We start from the raw sequence: 23,869 nt of genomic DNA, 5'->3' as shown, positions 1-23,869 counted from the left end.
TCTTGTTATCGGTCTCTCAACTGAGGAGCCATCAATCAATCGAACTACCACAAAAGAAGGCTTTAGTTGCAGCTAAAGCTTGGGTCTCACTTTACCTCACCCCGACTAAAATCAGGATGATTTACCTGAGTTATTATCCATACAAAAAAATTAAGCCGCCTGCAGCGCAGGCTGGGACGCATACACGCGGGGCGGCTTCGCCATTATGCCCCACATGTCTGCGCCCGTTATTGAAAAGTTATGAGTCATTAGAGGTATGCGTCATGAAAACAATAGTATTAATTATTAGTCTAATTTTAACATTTTCGGTAAGTGCAGGAGATACAATGCGAGTCCCATACCCCCAATTAACTAATCTTTCAATTGAAGCACCATCAGATTGGATTGTTTATGAGAACAGAATTTTCGGAATAGAACCTAAGAATCGAGACATTGACGTTGCAGGTACTGTTTATAGAGCTACAGATAATACCTTAAATAACTTCATGCAAAATAAACATGAAAGTATTTTATCTAAAATGAAGTGGTATAAACCCGTTGGCGAGGCTACGGTAATTAAAAATGGTTCGTACAATGGATATATACAGGAGTATTCAGGTATTTGGCCAGATGAAAAAGTGCCAACTAGATATGTCGTAACTGCGTTTGAAGTTCAAGGGTATTTTCTTTCACTTACTTTTACTGGTCTAGAGCAAAAAATAGAGCTCTACAGACCTATAATCAAAGAAATATATAGCTCAATTGAGTTCAAAGATTAAACTCATAACAAGTCACTCAAAAGGACAAATAACAGTTGGTTTTTGCTCCTTCGTCGCTTATTTTAACTAACTATTATTTGCCTCTTAGTGAGGCGTTAGCAGTACTAAGTATGTATCGTATCAAAAGAGCTCGGAGTGTAATTCATAGCCTTGCGCATCATGGTGTAAGTGCTCTTTCTTGGTTGTACTATACAGAGACACCCAACTTTTAAGTCCTACTATACAGAGACACCCAACTTTTAAGTCCTATAAAAACTTCCATGCTTAGGGGGACAATTGCCTTCTAAATGCGTCAAGGTACTTGGGGTATGAGTGATTGAGGATTTTCACTGAAATCTTGCGCGTTGAGGTATGAAAATGGCACGCGAAGTCAGTTTTTAAGCAAGCGTCTACCTTACAGGTTATGTAAAGGTTGTCTTGTTTGTTGGCCTTAAGCGCGTTTTAACAGAACTTTCGCTTTGGTCATTCCTCGTATTCGTTGATGATGAGTATGGCGCTTAAAGGCATTCATCATTTGCTCCGCACCTGCTGCATAACAAAAATGTTTTTCGAACTCAGTGGTTAACGTTAGCCATTGAGCAGCGTCTAGTCCCAATCTTTGTAGAATAGGACTGTGAGTGTTATCAATATGGCCCGCCTTATCATCACGAATACAGCGGCCAGTGGTATCAACGAGCTCACAATAGTCTTTGAGCGAATACGCAATACCTTTTGGCATGTCTTCACGAGGATTACCTACAAAGGGCATCAAAACGCTTGGTTGTGATTGTTGGTTTTTAGCGGCGTGAATGCGTTTTTTAATACTGGTGTGCTTTGACGTTTCAGGTGTTTTTGCCATTTTTGCGCGAATGGGATTTAAATCTACATAGGCCATACACGCCAGCACTGCGCTTTCATCAAGTAGTGCTTGGGACTTAAATCGCCCTTCCCAGAAGCGACCAGTGCAGCCGTCTTCTTTATTGGCTTGACGAGCAATATACTCATTCAAGTCACGCATAAACCAGCTTATGTCGTAAAGACGTTTTCGATAGGTTTCAACGGTTTCATCAAAGGTGAGTAGCTCTGCTTGGCTCAAGGTATCGCCGTTAACAAACTTCTGAGTCAGCAATGTGCCTTTGTGTAGCTTGTGATAGCGCCTCAACACTTCATCAGCATCCCATTTGTCCGCCATTGATTTATCTACACATAGCACCACATGCGTGTGATTATTCATGACTGCATAGGCACAAATGTCGACGGAAAATACGGTCGCTAGAAATAATAAACGCTCTTCTACCCAACCACGGCGATGCTCGTAACTCTGGCCAGTAAGCTGGTTCGTACCACATAAATAAGATTGGCGAACGCACCGGGACACGCAATGGTAATAAGGCGTATCGATTAAACTTATTTGGCTTTTTCGAGATTGAGGCATAGCTCATCCACCTATTAAAAATGTGACATGAATAGATTGTAGTGTAGCTCTGAAAATTGACCATTTTTATAATGGGTGTCTTTCTTCTCTCGGTGTCTTTCTTCTCTCCTCAGGCTCAGGCACATATATGGGCGTGAGATCTTCCGACTTTAGCAACTTCACTAATTTAAGTGCATCACGGCGGTCAGTCTTAATTCGTTCACCAGGCTTTTTGGGTATAAGGGACGGCGCTACAACATAACAACAATGCCCTAAACTCGTTATCAGCCGATAAATCCAGTAGCCACAAGGCCCAGCTTCATATACAACGTGAAGTGTTGCACTAGGATATTTAGATTCAAACTGCCGGAGCAGCTTTTTTACACTAACTTTTGATGAAGATACCCGTCCGTAGTGAACAGGGCTGGCACCGCGTTGTTCCTCACAATAAGCTACTTCATGGAATTCTTTGTGCGTATCCAAGCCGATAAAAATCATGCTATGTTTATTCATGCTAGCCTCCAAATGATTTAGTCTTTAGCAAACTAATTATGGTTCCGGCCGGCGTTCCGGTGGCTTTCAGCTAACCCACGAAAATGCGGAGGCTAGCATTTCACAGGGAGTCATTGTGTCTATATTTCAAGGGAGATTAAATGAGACGTTCAATAAAAAGGAAGTTATTGTTCAATATCGTGCTTTTAGTGCTCGCAGTTTTAGTCAGTATTTGGCCTCTGACAATGATAGCTAATGGCGACATTTCATTTGACAGACATGGCGGTTCGATCAGTTTGTTACTAGGTTTAATACTTTTGGCTCTTCTTTGCTCTAAGAGTATTTTATTAATAATTGTGCGTCCTTTTGTTCGCAATAACCCTAGTCTTAAGGAAAGGTTATATAGCGATTGTTGGACACTTTTTTTAGGTCCTGTAAGGAAATGAAATATAACAAACAAATTATGGCCGACGCGCAATCAGCGCGCGCAGCATATTCGAAACGTTAGCTGTCAGTAGGTAAACCATGACCCAAAAGTCTTTGCCAAGAAGAGCTTTAAAGTATGCCGTAATATTTTCTTCGATAATTATGCTTTTGGTTTTGTATGCAATGCTAACCAGAGATGTTACAGGCTCAGCCGTGGAAGTATTTCTCCGCTTAGTTGTAACAACCTTTTGTGTGTTTGGCGCAATGTGGTTAGTTTTTATTTTTTACCTATTCGCAAACCCAGATGCTGATAAACCTAGAGAGAAGGGCTTTTGATTACAATGGATTTTAAAAAGCGTTACTTTCTTCGATTTACAATGTCAGCTAACAAAAAAATTAAGCCGCCTGCAGCGCAGGCTGGGACGCATACATGCGGGACGGCTTCGCCATTATGCCCCACACGTCTGCGCCCGTTATTGAAAAGTTACACACCACTTTGGAGTCAATGAATGAAAAATTTATTTATGGTTATTGCTGCTTTGATTGCAGTGGGCTGTAACGAAATAGAGTCGAAAAATAACTCCCCAGAAATTGCAGTCGCTAAGATTATGAGTAACGGGGATAAGAGCGTTTTGGATGACGTTCAACTTTATCTCTCTGATAAGAAAGCGTACAAGGTAAAACACAAAGACGGACTGGAAGAATCTGGATTTGATGGCGCTTTTGAAGATTCATTTGACTTTGCGTTTGTAATTACCGAAAGCCTAAAAAGTATTAACAGTATAGCAGTTGTAGATTGGAGAGAAGATGCACAATATGTCTTTAATTTGTTGAGCAATATATCTGAGAATACACTTGCTAAATGCAGCATAGCGAAAGATCTAGCGGCCGACATGCAGAAAACTCAGTCAAATATATCTTACTATTTGGAATCTCACGAATCTGGTTTTTTGTTCTCAAAGTGTGCAAAAAACGTTGGGTTAGAAATTATTGGAATCGACAATGGCACAGATTCGTTCGTCTTGTCTTTAGTGCCAAGTCGCAATGTGGCTCAGCTTAAAGAGTATTCGCAGCAACTGAAGTTAAAAATAAACACCTATGGTAAACGTGTGTAACAAGTTAAAGCAGCGGAATACCACTCGCTACGCTCGCGTTTTCCGCTGTTTAAAGCGTTAATTTCTGCTTTAGGGTGATAGTCCAATTAAAATCTGAATGTCCTCAACGACCGCCTAATGGCACAAACCCGTCAGTGGGATGGGGGTCGATCCCTCATACTTTTAATCCAACTCTCATGACTGTTCGCTTTCCTCTCTTCCTATTTCTGTCATCACGCTGAACACACTAGCACTTCAATTTCTCTAAACTTCTAGGCTAGTCGATAGCAAAATAAGACTGAGTCTAGAAAGTGAATTTCCTACAAAATTTAAACATCATATGTTTGCAATTATGATACAAGCGCGTTAATGTATTGTTGAACAGTCAACACGCTATCCCATACTTGATAGCCCGACGAATAGTTAAATTAATTCCGTCGCACCCAAGAAACAGGTTCAGTAGAGCAGGACCTATTAGGGAGCAAAAGCGTCTGAAATGAATAGGAAATGTATTGTGAACACAAAATTTGCCCACAACAAAGCCATTAATGCGAATAGTAACAGCCCATTTGTAAAGTTTCGCAGTATCAATATTGGCGATTGCCAATGGACTGAAGGATTCTGGGCTGACAAATTTAAACAAGCTGAAACGATTATGGTTCCCCATATGGGGGAGTTGCTAAAGGGTGATATAGGTCACGCTTATAACAACTTTAAAATTGCTGCCAATATGCAGGATGGCGAAGCAAAAGGTATGTTATGGCACGACGGCGACTTCTATAAATGGATGGAAGCCTGCATTTACGTTTACGGTATCAATAAAGACTCTGCATTGTTAACTGAATTAGATGAGATTATCGCTGTATTAGCGAAAGCGATGTGCAGTGATGGATACTTGCATACGCATAACCAAATCTTAAATAAGCCTCGCTGGGCAACCGTATGTGATCATGAACTATATAATGGTGGTCATCTTATTCTTGGTGGGGTAATTCATCATCGTGTCACTGGCCAAACAAACTGGTTAGATTTATCCATTAAGCACGCTGAATACCTTTACGAGGTGTTCAAGCCTAGAGATCAAGAGCTTGCTCGATTTGGCTTCAATCCATCACAAATAATGGCATTAGTTGAACTGTACCGTGAAACTGGAGAGAAAAAGCACCTCGAACTGGCGGATATTTTTGTGACGATGCGTGGCTCAGTTCCTATGGAATTACATGATTCTGTTCCCTATTGGTTTACCGGCGATCAATGTCAAATGAAAACCCCTTTGAGAGAAGAAACAGAAGCGGTAGGCCATGCAGTAACGGGCATGTATTTGTACTCAGGTGCAGCGGATGTATATGCAGAAACAGGGGAAACTGCGCTAATTGAATCACTGCAAAGCATTTGGTCTAGTGCTAACGAGCGCAAGATGTATATCACGGGAGCATTAGGTCAGTGCCATCATGGTGCTTATGATGATCAGAACATGATCCACGAAGGGTTCATCGACGATTACTTAATGCCTAATTCGACAGCTTACAATGAAACATGCGCCAACATTTCAAATGCTATGTTCAACTGGAGAATGTTAGGCATTACAGGTGATGCAAAGCATGCGGATAATGTTGAGTTGGTGTTGCATAACAGTGCCATGGTTGGCATTAGTGCCGACGGTGAAAAGTATTTTTATGCGAACCCGTTACGCATGAATTTCGGCCAACGTGATTATTCAGATCATTGTGACTGTACCGAGTCTCCGGACCGCGAAGCATACATTGAATGTTTTTGCTGTCCGCCAAATTTAGTGAGAACCATTGCACAAGTCTCTGCTTGGGCTTATAGCCTTACAGATAATGGTGTTGCGGTGAATTTATATGGTGGAAATGAGCTAAATACTAAATTACTTGATGGTAGCGAATTGTCATTGAAGCAAGTCACTCAATTCCCTTGGAATGGCTCAGTGTCAATTACAGTTAAAGCCTGTAAAGCGGAGCAGTTTGACATCGCAGTGCGTATTCCTGGTTGGGCTAAAGGCGCAACCGTGTCAGTTAATGGTGAAGCGGTAGACGGTGTAAAAAACGCAGAGTACGTCATCCTTACGCGCCAATGGCAACAAGGTGACATTATCAACCTTGAATTGCCAATGAATACCACCTTTGTTGAAGGCCACCCAAGAATCGAGGAAGTTCGTAACCAAGTTGCCGTCAAACGTGGCCCGCTTGTGTACTGCATTGAGACGCCTGATTTACCTGAAAAGACAAATATTTTGGATGCCTACATAGCGTCAGATGCCAAGTTTGATGCGCATTTTGATCAGAGCTTTTTAGGTGGTATGACGACCATTAAAACAGAATTATTGGTACGCCAAGACAATACGCAAAATATGTATGACGAAGTCAAAAAGCCTGCTTGGGAGTCTTACCAAACTCAATTTATTCCGTATTACGCGTGGAGTAATAGAGGAACGTCAGAGATGACTGTGTTCGTACCCGTTGTGTGGAAATAACATAGCAAAATCGCTTTTCGGTGATGTGCGCCGTTAGGCTGTTCAAAGCTGCCACTCCAGTTTTGAGCGGCCTTTTTATTTTGGGTTGTTGCTGCTTGCATCCATAACGTCTAGGGAGCCAAATTATGACGCTTAACATAGTTACCAGTGCCTTTTTGTTGTTGAGTAGCTCGCTGATCGTTACGGGTTGCGGTAGTACAGGAAATCATACAAACCAAGGTGGCAATCAAGTCCCCCGTGCTGACAATGCCACTGCTTTATTTAGTGAAACCCACAATGTGTTACCAGCCTCTAAACGTGCCAGACGAAAGTGGGATGGTCCCATTGTGGCTGATTTAGATGGAAATGGTTGGCAAGATTTATTGCTTACCGAACATGCTCACGAAGTGTTGATTTTCTGGAATGAGGGGGGGAAATTCAGTGAACCTGATACCCTACTCAAAGGCGATATGCACGGTACGGGTATCGGTGATTTTGACAACGATGGTTTGGCCCAAGTAATTGTGGCACAAGGGGGAGGGAATGGAAGCAACCCAAGAAAGCCAAAACATATAAAGATAACCAAAGCACGTCAAATGACGGGCAATAGAGTGTTAACGCACTTTGAGAAAGGGCGGGGTCGTGCAGTAAAAACCTTGGATGCCAACCAAGATGGCAGCACGGATTTATTTTTAACGGGCTTTGCTACACCACAACAGTTTAAAACGGGTGCCAACCATTTATATGCAAATGATGGCACAGGTCAATTTACGTTTGCAGGGTACTTACCCCATGCACAACGTTTAAGCTATAAAAGCATAGTGACAGACGTTAATAATGATAGAGACCCAGATGTGCTTGTGTTTGGTGGGGAAGAGATGGTTGCTGCTCTTGGTGGCCCTGGGTTTACATTCATTGATGCGACTAAAGCCGTTCTAGGTGATGCATACAAGACCACAGAAGTCAGCGCCATTGGGCAATTAGATTATGACAATGACGGGGACCTTGATCTCGCCATTAGCCGTGCTAAGCACCAATTTAGCAACCAACTTTTCTTTGATAAAGCTGAACAGCGTTTTGCGTTTTTTTCGCGCTTTCAACCGTTGCTTATCGATGAGTTAACCATTGCTGGCAACTTTAGATTGATCAATTTGCAAATGGCCTATCCCGACTTTGACATTTACCTTGGCAAGCAGAAAACGAAATTAGCGATTGCAGGTCGTGACGATATTAAAAATTTCGGGTCAGATTTAAGTGGCAGTCGAGAGCTTGATATTCGTCAGCAGCAAGCATTCGGTTGGCCGACTGACGTTTGCCCTAAAGGTACTAAAATGAAAGATCTGCCAAAGGAATCAAAACCTGGTTTGTATATCGGTTATTTAGGCGATGATACATGGCGTATATGTAGCCAAACGCGCTCCCCAACGGCTGGCGTTGTGCTAAATGTCACTGATGGTCCAACGCCAACCACGATTGAGCCGTTGCCAGCTAAATTGTTAGAAAACCAAAATGGGCATTACGTTGAAGTGACCGCACCTAAGGGCATTGATATTCAAGGGCCTACCGGAAGTGTTGTGGCGGCTGATTTTGATAATGACAGTTGGACGGATCTATTGTTTATCGAATATGGCAATATGGCGAAATCACATAAACCGATTATGTACATGAACGACAAAGGAAATGGCTTTGTTGAGAATAAAGAGCATGGCATTGTTATCAACGATTTAGGTGCAACAGGGGCAGGCGCGGATGTCATCGATTTCGATAAAGACGGCGATCTTGACCTTGTTACCGCCAATGAGCGTGGCACATGGCGACTGTTTGAAAACCACACATCTGATCAATCCAGCCATCATTTTCTCGGTGTTGTCGTGGGTGGCTCCCCTTCAGGTAAAGCGACGCAATTGGCGGCAACAGCCACGTTGAAAGCGTGCGGCAGACAATGGCAGCAACAAGTAGGTGCCTCTTCTTCTGCTTACGCAGACAATTACAACAACCAGTTGTTATTTGGTTTAGGGGCATGTGAAAAAGTAGATAGCGTTGAAGTGCAGTGGACGAATGGCGAATCTAAAGTCTATTGGCCCAACATGATTGATAGCTATTTTGTTATCCGTCATGACTAAATAGGGGCTTTGGGTAAGAGTTCGAGCAAATTTCAATAAGCGTACTGCAATATAATACTTAATTATTTAGGGTTGGCTTTAGTATTGGTTCATCGCCGTGAATTTTATTCATAGAGTAAATAATATCCCTGTAAAGTATTCGCGTGTTTGCACAAAAGGTGCGGCAAAAATCGTAATAATATCCCCTTTTAAGAAGCCAACGTCTCTTTTATGCATTACTTGCAACGTCATGGCTTCCTCACGCATCTCAATAGAAACCTAGACTCTATCAAAGACAAGCGTGTCTCAATTCTACAGTTCTGCTTAACTTGGTTTTAGGATGTTAATTCAGGACACATTCTTGCATTAGGTGCTCATATATACGGTGCTTAGACGCACCTATGTAACAGTTTACTGCTAAGGAATGATATGAATACCAGACAGTTGGCCACGCGTACGCTTGTTCAAGCCATTACCGCGACGCTCGTTTTCCTTATTGCTTGGTTGGTTGTCACCAATGGTAAAATTCTGTTGACTGTGTTTGGTGGGATCTTGATAGCAGTATTGTTTCGTGAATCCGCCAATTGGATAGGTCATAAAGCTGGCGTTAAGAGTAAATTTCTATTGCCCGTTACAATCATTGCCCCTTTCGTTCTTGTTGGCCTTTTTTTCGTTTATACCGCGCCGCAAATATCAGCCCAAGGGAAAGAGTTAATGGAGCGCTTACCCCAAGCCAATAGCTATATTAATGAGCATTTAGCTGGACTCCCTTGGGGGGCACAGCTAAAGAAGAACCTTACTCATTTAAGTTCATCTGACTCAGAGGTCAGCACAGTGGTGAATGCGGTATCGAGCGTTTTCTCATCGACCTTAAATGGGTTCGGCAGCTTCATTTTTGCGCTATTTCTTGGTTTATTTTTAGCCGTCAATCCAGGCTGGTATATCAAAGGGGCCGTGACACTTGTACCACCCACACGACGTGAACGAATACGAGATGTACTAGGCGCTTGCGGCCGCGCATTATCAGGATGGCTGGTGGCTAAAATCGCTTCAATGGTGTTAGTAGGAATATTAACTACGTTAGGGCTGTGGGCTCTGGGTACTGACCTTGCCCTTGTGCTCGGGGTAATTGCTGCTTTGCTGTCGTTTATACCTAATATCGGGCCGATACTTGGTTTTATACCTGCGGCAATGGTCAGCGTGATTACTGGGCTGGATACGCTTTTGTATGTGTCTATTTTGTACCTAGCTGTGCAGATGATGGAAAGCTATGTGTTGACGCCTATGTTGCAAGCCGAATTAGCCGACTTACCTCCAGCTCTTACGCTATTTGCTCAGGTTGCTTTAGGAGCGATGGTCGGCATGGCCGGTATTTTATTGGCTGCACCACTTTGCGTGGCCGCAATGGTTTTCATTAATAAGCTGTATGTTGAAGATATATTAGAAAAGCCTAATGAACGTGGGCAAACACACAGCGAGCAAACTAATTGATTTGTGGAACAACCTGCCAGCCATCTAAAAAGTATCTGGCTGGAAGCATGATATCTGTGTGTGAAAATGCCTAAAGCGCCACAATCACAGCTACAATCACACAAAAGAACGCTAGCGCAGGTTATGTTGTTGCCAATAATCATCAATGGCTCGTTGCGCCACAAGGCTAAGCACGTCTCGATTTAATGCTAAGGCACTTCCTAAGGTCGATTTGGCTAACTCTTTGTCAAGGATAGCACTGGCGACTAGTTCGATAGCATCGTCTAGGCTTTCACCTCCTTCACAGTATCGAACATGGTGATCACTATTTAGTGTGTGCTCCTCTAAGCCCTTAAACCAGCGTTTGAATACCATAGAGGCTAGCGCCTTATAGCGGGGCTGATGGCCACCGAATACGATCATAAATATTTTTGAACTCGGGTAGTTATGCTGTTCCCGAATTCTGTTTAATGTACTCACTAAACTTTCAATCTCGTCTTTCGCTGCTTGGGTCATGAGTTTGGCGTAAATTGGCTCTAATGCTTGCTGGTATTGGCTCATATCTGAATGCGTTAGGGCGCCGGCAGTTCTAACATGGGTAACAAGTTCAGCGGTGACATCTGCCAATTCCTGACTTAATTCCTTTGGTTCATGGCTGCGTATTTCGTTTATCCAGCCATCTACTTCTTTCAGTGTTTCTTTATCCCACGTATTCAGAAGGCTGTAGTAAACCGCTAGAGTACTGTGACTCAATGCTTTTAAGTCATGGTAGCGAGTTGTGTTAATAGTGAATGCTTGTTCAGTTTCACCACATTTAACAATAAGGCGATTGTCCATGCGACAGATCAGCAGTACATCACCTTGTTTGATCTGGCTAATGATTTCATGTTTTTGTTGCCCGTACAGGGAGTGAAATCGGGCGTTGATGTTGCCGAGCGGGTTACTGGTAGGCTCGTTATTCGAATTATTTATCTGGTAACGCATTCAATATTCCTCGTTGTGCACTGTAGGTACTAGGCACATCCGTTGTTCATTGTGGTTGATTGTTCTGATGCACTAATGCATGAAAGATACCGAAACGCATGGAAGGCACGAACATATCGAAACGTGCAGGTATAGCACTTGCCTCCACCCACCTAAATACCTAAGGCAATGCAAAACACGGTGCGCCGCTAAGCATGAAAAGGGGACGTTACGTCATTCAACTTTGACTGTGACCAAGGTGCATTTGAGAAGGGGATGCTGAGCCACTGTGAAAAATTATCATACTGACTGTGTAACCTGTGCCGCTTTGCGTTAAGTCTGCAGCTATAGGCCTAGTTTCGTTTGCTGATGATTGTGTTTTCGCCCCGCGCCGTGCACGTGTAAGTCACTGCTTAGCGGGTCTTTTTTTGTGTGTAGCGCGATGTTAGCTTAGGCGATTTTGACTTATTAGGAGAGGGAATGTGTTCATTTCCATGTTGGGAAATTCGATGGGAAATTCGAGTGTCTATTTTTTATTATGAAATATGCTCATGAATTAATGAGATTAAATCATTTTTATTCATCTAACCTTGCGCGTATAAAACCTACTTCGCTGCTAACGCTTAGGTCGTTTGGTGCTTTTAGTACTCATTTATTTGGGGTTTAGTGACAAGCTTGCTTGAGCGCTAAACACACCCAAAAGCAGTCATCCTTTAGGTTTTATTAATAAACGGAATGTCAGGTCACAATGAATAACCAGTTTACATTTTCTATTAAGCGCATTGATTTCGATGAAAACTATCATCCGTCGGACAATACTCGGATCACGACTAATTTCGCTAATTTGGCCAGAGGCAATAGGCGCCAAGAGAATCTGCGTAATGCGCAGCAGATGATTAATAATCGTTTCAATGCCTTAGCATTTTGGGACAACCAAAAAGGCGATCGCTATTCGGCTGAACTTGAAATTATTTCGGTTGATATAGACGTCGAAGGAAATGGCCGTACTTTTCCGACCATTGAAATACTAAAAGCGAATATTGTTGATCACACCACTAACCAACGTATTGAAGGTATTGTGGGCAATAACTTTTCCTCTTATGTGCGTGACTATGACTTTAGCGTGATTTTGTCACAGCACAATAAAGGCAAAGACTCGTTTAGTATTCCTGACGATTTTGGCGATTTACACGGCAAGCTTTTTAAACACTTCGTGAACTCAGATGTGTACAAAGAAAACTTTAGCAAGCCACCGGTCATTTGCTTGAGTGTGTCTGAAAACAAAACCTATCATCGCACTGAAAACCAACATCCTGTATTGGGTTATGAATATCAGCCGAACGGGTCATCGTTGACAGAAAAGTACTTCGAAAAAATGGGCTTAAAGGTCCGCTACTTTATGCCTGCAAACAGTGTTGCGCCTTTGGCGTTCTACTTTTCGGGGGATTTACTCAATGATTACACCAATCTTGAACTGATCAGCACCATTAGCACCATGGAAACCTTTCAGAAGATTTATCGCCCTGAGATTTATAACGCCAATGCGGTAGCAGGCAAGCTTTACCAACCCAACTTGCGCCATCAAGATCATTCGCTGACCCAAATTGAATACGACCGAGAAGAGCGCAGCCAATTAGCGGTTGAGCAGGGAAGATTTGTTGAAGAGCACTTTATCAAACCCTATCAGCCGATTCTTGCACAGTGGTCAGCTAACTGCGCACTTTAACTTACTAGAAAAGACAACACTTATATTATGAAAACACTATTACCTATTACTATTGCCGGCAGCTTACCCAAACCATCTTGGCTTGCGCAACCTGAAACCCTTTGGTCACCTTGGAAGCTTCAAAATGAAGAACTCGTTCAGGGAAAACAAGACGCGTTACGCTTATCTATGTTAAACCAACAACAAACAGGCGTTGATATCATCAGTGATGGGGAGCAATCTCGTCAGCATTTTGTCACCACCTTTATCGAGCACCTTGATGGTGTTGATTTTGAGAAGCGTAAAACCGTTAAAATTCGTGACCGCTACGATGCCAGCGTGCCCATGGTTGTGGGACCAGTGTCTCGCCAAAAGCCGGTGTTCGTGGAAGATGCTAAATTTTTACGCTCACAAACCAAGCAACCGATAAAATGGGCGCTGCCTGGGCCTATGACCATGGTCGATACCCTTTATGATGATCATTATAAAAGTCGTGAAAAGTTAGCCTGGGAATTCGCTAAAATTCTCAATCAAGAAGCAAAAGAACTTGAAGCCGCGGGAGTCGATATTATTCAATTCGACGAGCCTGCTTTCAACGTGTTCTTCGATGAAGTTAATGATTGGGGCATTGCCGCATTGGAGCGCGCAGTAGAAGGACTTAAGTGCCAAACCGCAGTACATATTTGCTACGGCTATGGCATTAAAGCCAATACCGATTGGAAAAAGAGCTTGGGAGAAGAGTGGCGCCAATACGAAGAAATTTTTCCTAAGCTACAAACCTCCAGTATCGATATTATCTCATTGGAGTGTCAAAACTCACGGGTACCCATGGAGTTAATTGAGCTACTTCGTGGCAAAAAGGTGATGGTTGGTGCTATTGATGTAGCAACCAATACCATTGAAACCCCAGAAGAGGTGGCCGATACCCTGCGAAAAGCACTGCAGTTTGTGGATGCACAAAACCTCTACCCTTGCACCAACTGCGGCATGGTGCCCTTATCCCAAGAGGTAACAAGAGCCAAATTGAATGCATTGAGCGCTGGCGCTGAGATTATCCGCAAGGAACTCTCGGCTTAAGCCTAATGTGTATAAGGCGTCGCTTGGCTACGTCAGCGACGTTTTACTTCCCACACCCAGTACACGGCGCCGTTATTCGATGTCCAAAGCCAAATATTCTTCCTATCATTGCTCCCCCCAATTAAGAATCTTAGAGAAAAAAGCGCGACCATTAATACCTGAACGCAGTGTTTTTGCTACAGCTGCTAGGTTACAGCCAAACCTTAGCTAAAATACTAATGGCGATGCACCCAATGATGGACTTTTGAAACTTACGATAAAAACTATCACTGATATTCACCGCGTATTTCCTGCCTATGAGAGAGGCAGGGATAGCGCCCCCCACAGCGCTTAAAATAATGCCGAGATAGGGGGTGTAATCAAAGCCGTGGATCATGTAAAAATTGATTTTTAAAATCTCAAGTACCAAAAAGCTTGTGGCCAGCGTTGCGGTGAGTTGCAGGTTGACCAATTTCGTTCTTAATATTGCCGATTGAAATAGCCCACCAAACCCAAAAATAGTGGATAAAAATGAATGGGTGGTACCTATCCAAATATATGGGTATTTTAAACGATTGAAGTTAGCCCCAACGGGGGTAAATAAGGTTATGCCTACCAAGGCAACTAGCCCCGTACCAATGACCTTTTCTGGTAGTGACACGAAGAAAAACGTACCAAAGGCAACCCCCACAATACAGCCTAGAGCAAACGGGTAGAAAATGGGTTTGAACAAATAACGCCGAAATGCGATCGCCCTTACCAGATCAATACTGGCCAAAATGGCTGCCAGCACTGGGATCAAAATATTAATAGGTAGAAATATTGATAAGATACCTATGATAATGAATCCGCCGCCAACACCGACCAGCGAGCCCATCAGCGTGGCAGCAAAGCTGCCAAGTAATAGCATTATGTAATGCTCTATCAGCACAGTTTTTCCACCATTTTATTTTTCACTTTTGCCGCTTTCTGATGCTAAGTATTTAATTTGATTCACAAAGGCGTTCATCGATAGGGAGAATTCAGAGTTCTCACGCCAGATGAGGTAAATCGGCCAGCTTATTTTGTTATTCTTAACATTTAACTGTTCAAATTGACTCAAGTCACGTTCAAAGCAGGTTGAGTTATAAGGTATGGCAGCGATGTACATGCCTTCTTCAAGCAGCTTAAAGGTGATCTGCCGATTCGATAGTATTAATACGTCAGCGGGCATATCTGTTTTTGCACTTTTAAACGCAGCTCGTAGCTTTTGGTAAGGTAAACCGCCAGCCCCCGGAAACAACCAATTGAATTTTCGAAGTTCCTTCAAGGTGGGATTCTTTAAATCGAGTGCAGGGTGGCCTTTACTGGCAATAAATTTAACTTCTACGTCTAATAGCTTTTCGTAGCTGATCCCCAGATTAGGGTCGTTTTCGTCAATGACAGTGATAAGCAAATCATACTCACCATTAAGTAAAGATTGAATTTTGTATTCCGGCTTCCCTTCTAGCATGCCTGCCAGTTCGATATTAACGTTAGGGTACTCTTCTCTAAATAAGTTAATGGCCTTAGGTATCAGTTTGGGGACGAGAAGAGGAGATGCGTTAAACTTTACCACGCGCTTTAAGTGGTTTTTTAGTAGTTGGATTTCTTCGCTAGCCCGGCTTAATTCGGTTTTTGCCACTTTCGCTCTGAGCAACAATATTTCGCCGTACTGATTTAGATGCAATCGATTACTTGTTCGCTCAAATAAGCGAACCCCAAGCTCATCTTCAAGATTGTTAATGCTTTTTGTTATTGCTGGCTGACTAACGCACAGGAGGTCCGCAGCGCCCGCTACACCAAGCCCCTCGGCGATAGCAATAAATGCGTCTAATTGGTGTGTTTTCATCCCGACTCTACCTAATAACTGTGTGTATTTTAATACTCAGATACACCACTGAACATTTTGTTAGCATCAGGTTAACATAACCAAAAGTTAATTTAACATCAATTTATATCAATCTTAATTATTTTTTCTTCAGGTAATATGTAAATCAAACGGTAGTAACTTGTTAATAGATTTCACTTGAGGACACGCAAATGAAGGTAATAAATAAATCAAACTTAATGGCCTACAGCCTACTTTCTCTATCAATCGCTTCTCCCTCGGCCTACGTTGCTGCCCAAGAAAGTAAAAAGGCAAAAAACGATAGAGAAGAAATGGAAGTGATTGTGACCGTGAATAAGCGTAAGGAAAGCCTGCTTAAAGTATCAGGTTCAGTTCAAGTCATGGGAGAAAACCTGTTGCAGGATTTCAAACTTGACGACATGGACGCCGTTGTTGATTTTATTCCGAATGCGACCTTTAGTGCTGCCCCAAGTGGTACGCCCGTACTCGCTATTAGAGGTATAGGTACACGCGCTGGTGGCGCGATGCTAGAACAAGATGTAGGTCTTTTTATCGATGGCGTTTGGGCCGGTCGAAATAATCAAATGCAAGCTGGCCTAATGGATATTGAAGCTATAGAGGTGTTAAAAGGGACTCAAGCGACACTATATGGCCGCAATGCATTGGTGGGTGTGGTCTCAGTTACGACTAAAAAGCCAGAAGGTGAATTGGAAGGTAATGTCAAAGCTGGCTACGAATTTGAAAACTCGTCTACTTCGATAGAAGGTGGTCTCAGTTTGCCTATCACTGATGACTTCTCTGTGCGGATTGCCGGTATGCACGAAGAAATTGGTGGTTGGGTTAGAAATGAGGGCGTGGGGCGCGATGAAGCGGAAAATACCAATGACTCAGTTCGATTAACAGGGGTGTACTACACAGATTCAGAGTGGATTGTCACCGGTAAAGTACAGGTCACAGAGCAAGAGCAAATCGGCAACAGTGCAGTGCGCTTACTTGAAGGTACTTTCACTGAATATGACGGCACTGATTCTTATACACCAGCGGCAGAACCAGCAGCAGCTTTGCTTGGATACTCTGAGAACGCATTTGGTGTGGATATTAACGCGCCAGTTATTCTTAATTCGGACATTGGCTCTCAGCGTGACTTTGTTGATACGTCACTGCAGCTCGATATCCCAATGGGTGAGCATACGTTAACCGCGATCAGCGGTTTCAACCAGATGGATTATCAGTCAGCGTTTGACCCGTCGATTTTAGGCGGCCCTAGAGTGGTTTCTTGGTATGACGAAGACTATGAACAGTTTTCACAGGAGCTACGTTTAACCTCTCCTAGTGGCGAAAACTTCGATTATATTGTCGGCTTGTTTTACGTTCAGCAAACCATTGATCGCCTAACGTTTCAGTATCTAAATGATGACAAGCGGTTTTGGTATGGCGAACAAGATATGGATGCAATTTCAGCATTCGCCAGTGGTACCTATCGTTTGAATGATGACACTCGATTAATCGCAGGTTTGCGTTATACCCAAGAGAATAAAGACGCTGACATTATTGTGCTTGGCAGCAATGAAGATCCCGACGAGTTTGCCCAAGCGAGTGACAGCGTTGACGAGAGCACCTTAGATGGCTCGTTAACGCTTGAGTGGTCTGCCAGCGATGCATTGCTATTGTTTGCGGGGGTTGCAACCGGCTCTAAAAGACCAGGACTTGCTAGCGGCAACCCGGTGAATAATGCGGATTTTGTTAACTCTACCTCTTTGTTTATACCAACCGAAGAAATAGTCACCATTGAAGCAGGCTTCAAATACCAGTTAGAAAATGGCTACATCAACTCTTCTATTTTTGATATGGATATATCTGATTTTCAAAATGCGGGTTTTTCTAACGGCAATATCGTGATCAGTTCATTTGATGTAAAAAGCCGCGGGATCGAGATTGACTCTTTCTACTATTTAACCGACAGCATCACCATGGTGACCGGCTTAGGTTTTATGGATGTTGAAGATACCACCAATGATGCAGATGTATCCGGCGCACCAAAGTTTTCCGCAAACATGACGTTCACATATGAATCAGAAGAACTAGCCGATGATTTATATATGCGAGCCAGTGTCAACATTAACCACAAGTCATCTCACTGGCTCAATGAAACCTCAGGCGAAAGCAACCAATTCAACGAAATTGATGCCGTTACTCTGCTAAACGCCAATATCTCACTGATTAACTCTGCCTATAAAGTTGCACTTTATACAAAGAATTTGACCGATGAAGAATATGCCGACTTCTCATTTAACGCCCCTGGCGCAAATAACGACTACTACTTTTCTGTTGCACAGGGCAGAACGATAGGGGTTGAAGCAAGTTACTTCTTCTAAGTCGCTGTATTTGCTACTTGGATCAAGCCTAGGGCCGTGCCCCTAGGCTAGTGAGTTATGTTATCAATATTTAGAATAAGGGCGAGTTTATGTTTAACACCGCACTGACTTTTTTGAAGTCTTCCCACGTCATGCTAAGTGTATTTTTTCTCGCTATTGTAAGTGCTAATGCACATGCAGTTGAGAACAAAACAAAGCAGCACAATGATGAGCGGCCAAACATTTTGCTCATCGTTGCAGACGATATGGCATATACGGATTTGTCTGTTTTTGGCGGTGGCGATATTGCTACGCCAACCTTAGACACTTTGGCTGAAGAAGGCTTAGCGTTTTCGCGCTTCTATGCTGCCGCCCAGTGCTCTGCCACTCGCTCAATGCTGCTTACTGGTTTAGATAATCATCAAGCCGGTATGGGTACCACAGTCGGGGCTTATTCTCAGCCAGCACCAAACCAGCAAGGCAAGCCAGGTTACGAAGGAGAGATTAGAGATGACGCGATTACCGTTTCCACTTTATTGCAAGAGGCTGGGTATGACACGTTTATGGTGGGCAAATGGCATCTAGGCGCAAGCCTCAAAAACCGACCTATAAATCGCGGATTCAATAGAACGTTTGCTATTCAGCAAAACTCTGATCATTTTAACGATCGTCTAGGCTCGTTTGGTTTCGGGCGCAGAGATTACTGGCGTAACGGCGAGGTGGCAAACGATTTACCAGATGACTTTTACCAAACTCGCTCATTTACTGATGAATTTATCGGACATTTACAACAGCGTAAGCAAGATAGCCCCTTCTTTGGCTATCTCGCTTACACGGCTCCACATTATCCGCTGCAAGCCCCTGATGACATCATCGATAAATACAAAGGTAAATACGACACTGGCTATGATGTTTTGCGTCAAAAGCGTGCTGAAGGATTAATGTCATCAGGTTTGCTAGCGCAAAATGCCTTGGTTAGCCACCAAAGAGCAGATGTTACACAGTGGGATGCTCTGTCAGTTGATGAAAAGAAAACCTCTGCTCGGGCAATGGAAATCTATGCTGCGATGGTCGATGAAATGGACAGCAATATCGCAAGAGTGATCCACTATCTCAAAAAGAACGACTTATATGACAACACACTGATTATCTTTTTAAGTGATAACGGCGCAGAGGCGGCGTCTCACTTGCGCGGCCATGCGCCAGCTCTTATTCCTAAAGCGAAAAATGTCGACAACAGCTTAGCGAACATGGGCAGGAAAGGTTCAGTCGTGCTCTATTCCCACACGTGGGCCTCGGCGGGGGAAGGGGTCTTTCGAGAGTACAAATTTTCTGGTGCTGAGGGCGGTATTCGCGTTCCGGCTATTATGTCTTGGCCAGCTGGCTCACTAAAAGCAGGCATTAATCATGGCGTGACCAGTGTATTGGATTTTATGCCGACTGCCCTTGAGCTGGCAGGTGTGACACACCCGTCAACGTCATCATCAGGTAACACTTCATCTAAATCAGAAAAAGGGCGATTCCAATCACCTATTGGAAAGTCTTTAGTGCCTGTTTTGCATGGCGAAGCCGACTCTGTGCGCACCGATGACGACTATCTAGGGTTCGAGTTTTGGGGGGGGCGCGGCGTTGTCGCCGGCAACTGGAAATTAACCGGTTTATACAATCAGCAGCAGAGCAAACTGGCACGTTGGGAGTTATTTGATTTAACCAAAGATCCAGGTGAGCAAGCCGACTTGTCTCACAGTAGGCCGGAAAAAATGCAGCAAATGCTCGGGTACTGGCGGGAGTATGTCAAAAATAATGGCGTGGTACTCGCTGAGCCTGATGTTCCGGCGTTGCGACTGCCTTGAGATTGGCGCGATTCACCCATTTATTATCTATTTTTTGAGTAAATATTAATGAACAAAATCATAGTGTTACTGTTACTCACATTGTTTTCTAGCAGTGCATTGAGTGAAGGCCAAAAAGAAGCGGATAAACCGAATTTTCTGCTTATTGTTGCTGACGACCTTGGTTACTCAGATCTAGGCAGTTTCGGTGGTGAAATTCAGACACCGCACCTAGATGCGTTAGCCAACAAAGGCGTTAAATTTACTAATTTTTACAGCGCACCTACCTGTTCGCCAGCAAGGGCCATGATGCTTTCAGGGATGGATAATCATTTGGTCGGCTTAGGGACGCAAAAATACTACTGGGCAGAAGAGCAAAAAGGGCGCCCAGGCTATGAAGGGTATTTAAATAATCGGTTCGTTACCGTCGCCACACGACTTAAGGATGCGGGTTACCATACATACATGGCAGGAAAGTGGCATCTCGGCTACGACGAATCGAGCTTTCCGTCATCAAGAGGATTTGAGGAAAGTTTCGCCCTAGTAGAGGGCGGAGCGAGCCATTTAGACCAACGTGGCGTTATTCCTAAAGCGGCGAAGGCTAACTATATAAAAGACGGTAAGCCGGTTGACTTGCCAGAGGACTTTTTCTCGTCTGCGTTTTACACCGACACCTTGATAAACAATATTGAAAGTCATCGCAAAGACGGAAAACCTTTTTTTGCTTATGCGGCCTATACGGCGCCTCATTGGCCACTTCAGGCACCAAAAGCGTTTCTTGATAAATACCAAGGTGTGTATGACAAAGGGTATGGGGAAATAGCGCAACAGCGTTTAGCACGCATGCAGAAAATGGCTATTGTTGATGAAAATGCAGTAGTGCAATCCGCCCCTGATTTTTACCCTAAGTGGGACAAGCTCACCCCAAGTCAACAAGCCAGAGAAGCGCGTTTGATGGAAGTCTATGCTGCTATGGTTGATGCCCTAGATTACAACATCGGGCGATTGATCGAATACCTAAAAAAGACTAAGCAATTTGAGAATACCGTGATTGTTTTTGTGTCAGATAACGGTGCAGAAGGCGCGGACCCAATGGACATTACCACACCGGCTCAACCAAACGCACAGTGGATCCCAGAAAACTTCGACAACAGTTTTGCCAATATTGGCAAAGCAAATTCCTTTGTCTCAGTAGGGCCGGGTTGGGCTGCTGTTAGTAGTACTCCGTCACGATTATTTAAGGGCTTTACTGCTGAAGGTGGCATTAAAGTACCGGCTTTTATCTTTAGCCCTAAACTCGCCCGTCAATCTCATTTGTCCCATGAATTCATTTCAGTCAAGGACATCGCCCCCACATTCTTGGAACTTGCTGGTTTGCCTTTGGACAGTGCGTCCTATCACGAACGTGCTGTTTTACCCATGACAGGTAAAAGCATGTTGCGTTATTTAATGGATCAGGAAGATACCTTGCACGGCGCTGATTTTAATGAGGCTTGGGAGTTATTTGGTCGCAGAGCAGTGCGTTCAGGGGATTGGAAAATGGTCTGGCTAAATGAGCCGTGGGGCAATGATCGCTGGCAGTTATATAACTTGGCCAATGATCCAGCAGAAAGCAAAGATGTGTTTTCTCAGTTCCCTGAGGTGGTCGCCAAATTAACCAAGATTTGGGAGCAATACGTCGCGCAAAACGAAATGGTTGTGGTTGATAAGGTGGATATCCAATACACCAATGGCACCTCCCATTATCAGCACAAAATGAACAGTGATGGCGGTTTGCCTAAGTAAATTTAACCCAGTTTGTGCGTGTGAACAGATGATAAATCATCTTCAAAATAATAGGCAAATGCCAATTAAAAGCAGGAATCAGCTATGTCTAAAATGAGTTTAGTAGATATAAGTAAGCACCCTAGATTTATCGAATTAGTGAAAAAGCGTCAACAGCTAAGAGTGACCATGATTGGTTTAATGCTCACTGTTTTTATGAGCTATTTAGTCGCTTGGGCCTACTTCCCTGAATGGGTTAACACACGCCTGCCAAGTGATAGCTCAGTGACCATAGGCATATGGTTCAGTGTTTTTGTGGTGTTGGTGGCTATTTTTTTATCTGCGTATTACGCCGTTGTTGCCGGTAAAACGTTAGATGGGCTTAACGCCCAATTGATAAAGGAAGTCGAGCACGATGCGTAATTTTACTAAGCTTATCTCCGTTTTTTTGCTCGTATGGGGTTGTGGGGTGCCTGCACTGGCAATAGCCGCAGACGCAATAGCTGGCCCAGTAGAAAAGCAATCATTGAATATGGTGGCTATTGTTATCTTTATTGGGTTTGTATTGCTCACGCTGGGGATCACCAAGTGGGCTTCAAGTCGCACACACACTACTGAACAATTCTACACCGCTGGTGGCGGCATACCTGCTTGGCAAAATGGCATAGCCATATCAGGTGACTTCTTATCGGCGGCCACGTTGTTGGGGATCACTAGCAGTATTTACACCATGGGAGCTGATGGGTTAACCATTATTGTCGCTACACTTGGCGCTTGGCCCATAGTGTTGTTTTTAATTGCAGAGCGTTTACGCAATTTAGGGACTTTCACCCTAATCGACGTAATTTCATTTCGCTTAAATGCCGCCAAAATTCGGCCGATTGCTGCGGCGGCATCCTTGGTTGTGTTGGTATTCTATTTAATCGCCCAACTAGTGGGTGCCGGTAAGTTAATACAGTTGCTGTTTGGTCTAGATTACGTAGTTGCTGTGATTTCAGTCAGTGCTCTAATGGTGGTTTACGTTGCTTTTGGTGGCATGTTAGCGGCCACTTGGGTGCAGTTTATTAAGTCTGTCATGCTAGTGGTGGGTGGCTCTGTACTCGCCTTATTGATGCTCATACATTTTGAATTTGATGTAGGCGAGATTTTCGCAAGTGCTGAGCGTGTGCATGTGAAGGGCGCTGATATTCTGAACACAGGCGGTTGGTTAAAAGATCCCTTGTCAGTGTTTTCTGTTGGGTTGACCTTACTTTTCGGGTTTATTGGCCTGCCACATATTCTGATGCGTTTGTTTACAGTGAAAGACGCTGAGGCTTCTAGAAAGTCCGCATTTTACGCCATATCCATCATTGGTTATTTTCAGTTACTGATTATCCTAATTGGTTTTGGTGCTATCTCGCTGATCATGTTCAATAGCGATTATCACGATGCCGCAGCTAAATTGATAGGCGGAAATAACATGGTGATCTTGCATGTTACGCACTTCCTTGGAGGAGACTTTCTACTTGGTTTTATCGCAGCTGTGACCTTTGCCACTATTTTAGCTGTGGTGTCAGGTTTAACCATATCGGCAGCGGCCACAATTGCCCACGATCTGTACGCTGGCACATTTGCGAAAAGCGAAGTCACTGAAGAAAAAGAGATGTTGGTCTCAAAATTATCGGTGATCGCAATGGGCGTTCTGGCGGTAATTTTCGGCTTGGTATTTGAGCATCAAAACGTAGTGTTTATCTCTAACTTGGCCATGTCTATTGCTGCAAGTGCCAATGCTCCCGTACTTATTATGGCCATGTATTGGCGAGGCTTGACCACCAAAGGTGGCATCGCCGGGCTGGTGGTTGGCCTGATTAGCTCATTAGTATTTATCATTCTGGGGCCACAGGTGATGGTGGATATTATGGGTGTAGAAAAAGCACTGTTCCCTTATGCTTACCCAACAATTGTGTCGGTTCCTTTGGCATTTTTATCGATTTGGTATTTTTCCGTCAGTGATAAAAGTGAATCGGCCGCACGAGAACGGGAGCGTTTCCTAGAGCAGTTTGTGACGTCTGAAACGGGTATTGGCATTCAAGCTGCGAGTAAGCATTAAGTGGTTAAATCGTTAAATAATAGAACCC

General features: G+C 43.6%; 16 protein-coding genes and 1 pseudogene. 12 read left to right on the top strand and 5 right to left on the bottom strand.

Translation table 11 applies throughout. The annotated features are described in order from the left end of the window. Positions 1 to 263: 263 nt before the first annotated feature. Complete coding sequence (locus FX988_RS09005) at positions 264 to 758, top strand: hypothetical protein (RefSeq protein WP_160179301.1); 495 nt, start codon at positions 264 to 266, stop codon at positions 756 to 758. Positions 759 to 1,188: 430 nt separating this feature from the next. Here FX988_RS09005 and FX988_RS09000 read toward each other — a convergent pair whose 3' ends face one another. After that, positions 1,189 to 2,172, bottom strand: coding sequence for a transposase (locus FX988_RS09000; RefSeq protein ID WP_160179300.1), 984 nt, complete (start codon positions 2,170 to 2,172; stop codon positions 1,189 to 1,191). A gap of 105 nt (positions 2,173 to 2,277) precedes the next feature. Beyond that, positions 2,278 to 2,664: pseudogene (locus FX988_RS08995) on the bottom strand (IS110 family transposase); the annotation flags it as partial. A gap of 914 nt (positions 2,665 to 3,578) precedes the next feature. Here FX988_RS08995 and FX988_RS08990 point away from each other — a divergent pair. From FX988_RS08990 to FX988_RS08975, 4 genes are all read left to right on the top strand, one after another. Then, positions 3,579 to 4,184, top strand: a complete 606-nt coding sequence (locus tag FX988_RS08990; protein ID WP_160179299.1) for a hypothetical protein — start codon at positions 3,579 to 3,581, stop codon at positions 4,182 to 4,184. A gap of 493 nt (positions 4,185 to 4,677) precedes the next feature. Beyond that, on the top strand, positions 4,678 to 6,657 hold the full coding sequence (locus FX988_RS08985; RefSeq protein WP_254700766.1) for a glycoside hydrolase family 127 protein: 1,980 nt from the start codon (positions 4,678 to 4,680) through the stop codon (positions 6,655 to 6,657). Between the two features lie 125 nt (positions 6,658 to 6,782). Further along, positions 6,783 to 8,759 (top strand): CRTAC1 family protein, encoded by a 1,977-nt coding sequence (locus tag FX988_RS08980; protein ID WP_160179297.1) that lies wholly within the window; start codon positions 6,783 to 6,785, stop codon positions 8,757 to 8,759. Between the two features lie 408 nt (positions 8,760 to 9,167). Further along, positions 9,168 to 10,229, top strand: a complete 1,062-nt coding sequence (locus FX988_RS08975; protein ID WP_160179296.1) for an AI-2E family transporter — start codon at positions 9,168 to 9,170, stop codon at positions 10,227 to 10,229. Positions 10,230 to 10,340: 111 nt separating this feature from the next. On the opposite strand, the gene FX988_RS08970 is transcribed toward FX988_RS08975, so the two are convergent. After that, positions 10,341 to 11,192 (bottom strand): hypothetical protein, encoded by an 852-nt coding sequence (locus tag FX988_RS08970; RefSeq protein WP_160179295.1) that lies wholly within the window; start codon positions 11,190 to 11,192, stop codon positions 10,341 to 10,343. A gap of 727 nt (positions 11,193 to 11,919) precedes the next feature. Here FX988_RS08970 and FX988_RS08965 point away from each other — a divergent pair. Continuing rightward, complete coding sequence (locus tag FX988_RS08965) at positions 11,920 to 12,897, top strand: DUF1852 domain-containing protein (RefSeq protein ID WP_160179294.1); 978 nt, start codon at positions 11,920 to 11,922, stop codon at positions 12,895 to 12,897. Between the two features lie 27 nt (positions 12,898 to 12,924). After that, the gene (locus FX988_RS08960) at positions 12,925 to 13,953 is read left to right on the top strand and encodes a methionine synthase (protein ID WP_160179293.1); all 1,029 of its coding nucleotides are present in this window, start codon (positions 12,925 to 12,927) and stop codon (positions 13,951 to 13,953) included. A gap of 190 nt (positions 13,954 to 14,143) precedes the next feature. On the opposite strand, the gene FX988_RS08955 is transcribed toward FX988_RS08960, so the two are convergent. Both FX988_RS08955 and FX988_RS08950 read right to left on the bottom strand, forming a co-directional pair. Further along, positions 14,144 to 14,863, bottom strand: coding sequence for a TSUP family transporter (locus FX988_RS08955; RefSeq protein WP_160179292.1), 720 nt, complete (start codon positions 14,861 to 14,863; stop codon positions 14,144 to 14,146). A 15-nt stretch (positions 14,864 to 14,878) separates the two neighbouring features. Further along, positions 14,879 to 15,802, bottom strand: coding sequence for a LysR family transcriptional regulator (locus FX988_RS08950; protein WP_160179291.1), 924 nt, complete (start codon positions 15,800 to 15,802; stop codon positions 14,879 to 14,881). A gap of 191 nt (positions 15,803 to 15,993) precedes the next feature. Here FX988_RS08950 and FX988_RS08945 point away from each other — a divergent pair, with 191 nt between their 5' ends. From FX988_RS08945 to FX988_RS08925, 5 genes are all read left to right on the top strand, one after another. Beyond that, a complete protein-coding gene (locus tag FX988_RS08945) occupies positions 15,994 to 18,177 on the top strand; it encodes a TonB-dependent receptor (protein WP_160179290.1) in 2,184 nt (727 codons plus the stop codon). 89 nt (positions 18,178 to 18,266) lie between these two features. After that, on the top strand, positions 18,267 to 20,009 hold the full coding sequence (locus FX988_RS08940) for an arylsulfatase (protein ID WP_160179289.1): 1,743 nt from the start codon (positions 18,267 to 18,269) through the stop codon (positions 20,007 to 20,009). 48 nt (positions 20,010 to 20,057) lie between these two features. After that, entirely contained in the window at positions 20,058 to 21,773 is a 1,716-nt protein-coding gene (locus FX988_RS08935; protein ID WP_160179288.1) for an arylsulfatase, read from the top strand. Between the two features lie 84 nt (positions 21,774 to 21,857). Then, complete coding sequence (locus tag FX988_RS08930) at positions 21,858 to 22,175, top strand: DUF485 domain-containing protein (RefSeq protein WP_160179287.1); 318 nt, start codon at positions 21,858 to 21,860, stop codon at positions 22,173 to 22,175. Beyond that, positions 22,168 to 23,841: a sodium:solute symporter family transporter gene (locus tag FX988_RS08925; protein ID WP_160179286.1), complete on the top strand. Its 1,674-nt coding sequence runs from the start codon at positions 22,168 to 22,170 to the stop codon at positions 23,839 to 23,841. The genes FX988_RS08930 and FX988_RS08925 overlap by 8 nt, the downstream gene beginning before the upstream one ends. Positions 23,842 to 23,869 lie beyond the last annotated feature (28 nt).

The organism is Paraglaciecola mesophila (genome assembly GCF_009906955.1).
GTDB lineage: Bacteria > Pseudomonadota > Gammaproteobacteria > Enterobacterales > Alteromonadaceae > Paraglaciecola > Paraglaciecola mesophila_A.
This window is presented reverse-complemented; position numbering and strand designations above follow the sequence as displayed.

Excerpts from the sequence above, each read along its gene's own strand:
- FX988_RS08990 (WP_160179299.1), top strand. The coding sequence starts at position 3,579 with ATGAAAAATTTATTTATGGTTATTGCTGCTTTGATTGCAGTGGGCTGT.
- FX988_RS08970 (WP_160179295.1), bottom strand. The coding sequence starts at position 11,192 with ATGCGTTACCAGATAAATAATTCGAATAACGAGCCTACCAGTAACCCG.
- FX988_RS08930 (WP_160179287.1), top strand. The coding sequence starts at position 21,858 with ATGTCTAAAATGAGTTTAGTAGATATAAGTAAGCACCCTAGATTTATC.
- FX988_RS08950 (WP_160179291.1), bottom strand. The coding sequence starts at position 15,802 with ATGAAAACACACCAATTAGACGCATTTATTGCTATCGCCGAGGGGCTT.
- FX988_RS08960 (WP_160179293.1), top strand. The coding sequence starts at position 12,925 with ATGAAAACACTATTACCTATTACTATTGCCGGCAGCTTACCCAAACCA.
- FX988_RS08935 (WP_160179288.1), top strand. The coding sequence starts at position 20,058 with ATGAACAAAATCATAGTGTTACTGTTACTCACATTGTTTTCTAGCAGT.
- FX988_RS08945 (WP_160179290.1), top strand. The coding sequence starts at position 15,994 with ATGAAGGTAATAAATAAATCAAACTTAATGGCCTACAGCCTACTTTCT.
- FX988_RS09005 (WP_160179301.1), top strand. The coding sequence starts at position 264 with ATGAAAACAATAGTATTAATTATTAGTCTAATTTTAACATTTTCGGTA.
- FX988_RS09000 (WP_160179300.1), bottom strand. The coding sequence starts at position 2,172 with ATGCCTCAATCTCGAAAAAGCCAAATAAGTTTAATCGATACGCCTTAT.
- FX988_RS08965 (WP_160179294.1), top strand. The coding sequence starts at position 11,920 with ATGAATAACCAGTTTACATTTTCTATTAAGCGCATTGATTTCGATGAA.
- FX988_RS08975 (WP_160179296.1), top strand. The coding sequence starts at position 9,168 with ATGAATACCAGACAGTTGGCCACGCGTACGCTTGTTCAAGCCATTACC.
- FX988_RS08940 (WP_160179289.1), top strand. The coding sequence starts at position 18,267 with ATGTTTAACACCGCACTGACTTTTTTGAAGTCTTCCCACGTCATGCTA.
- FX988_RS08925 (WP_160179286.1), top strand. The coding sequence starts at position 22,168 with ATGCGTAATTTTACTAAGCTTATCTCCGTTTTTTTGCTCGTATGGGGT.
- FX988_RS08980 (WP_160179297.1), top strand. The coding sequence starts at position 6,783 with ATGACGCTTAACATAGTTACCAGTGCCTTTTTGTTGTTGAGTAGCTCG.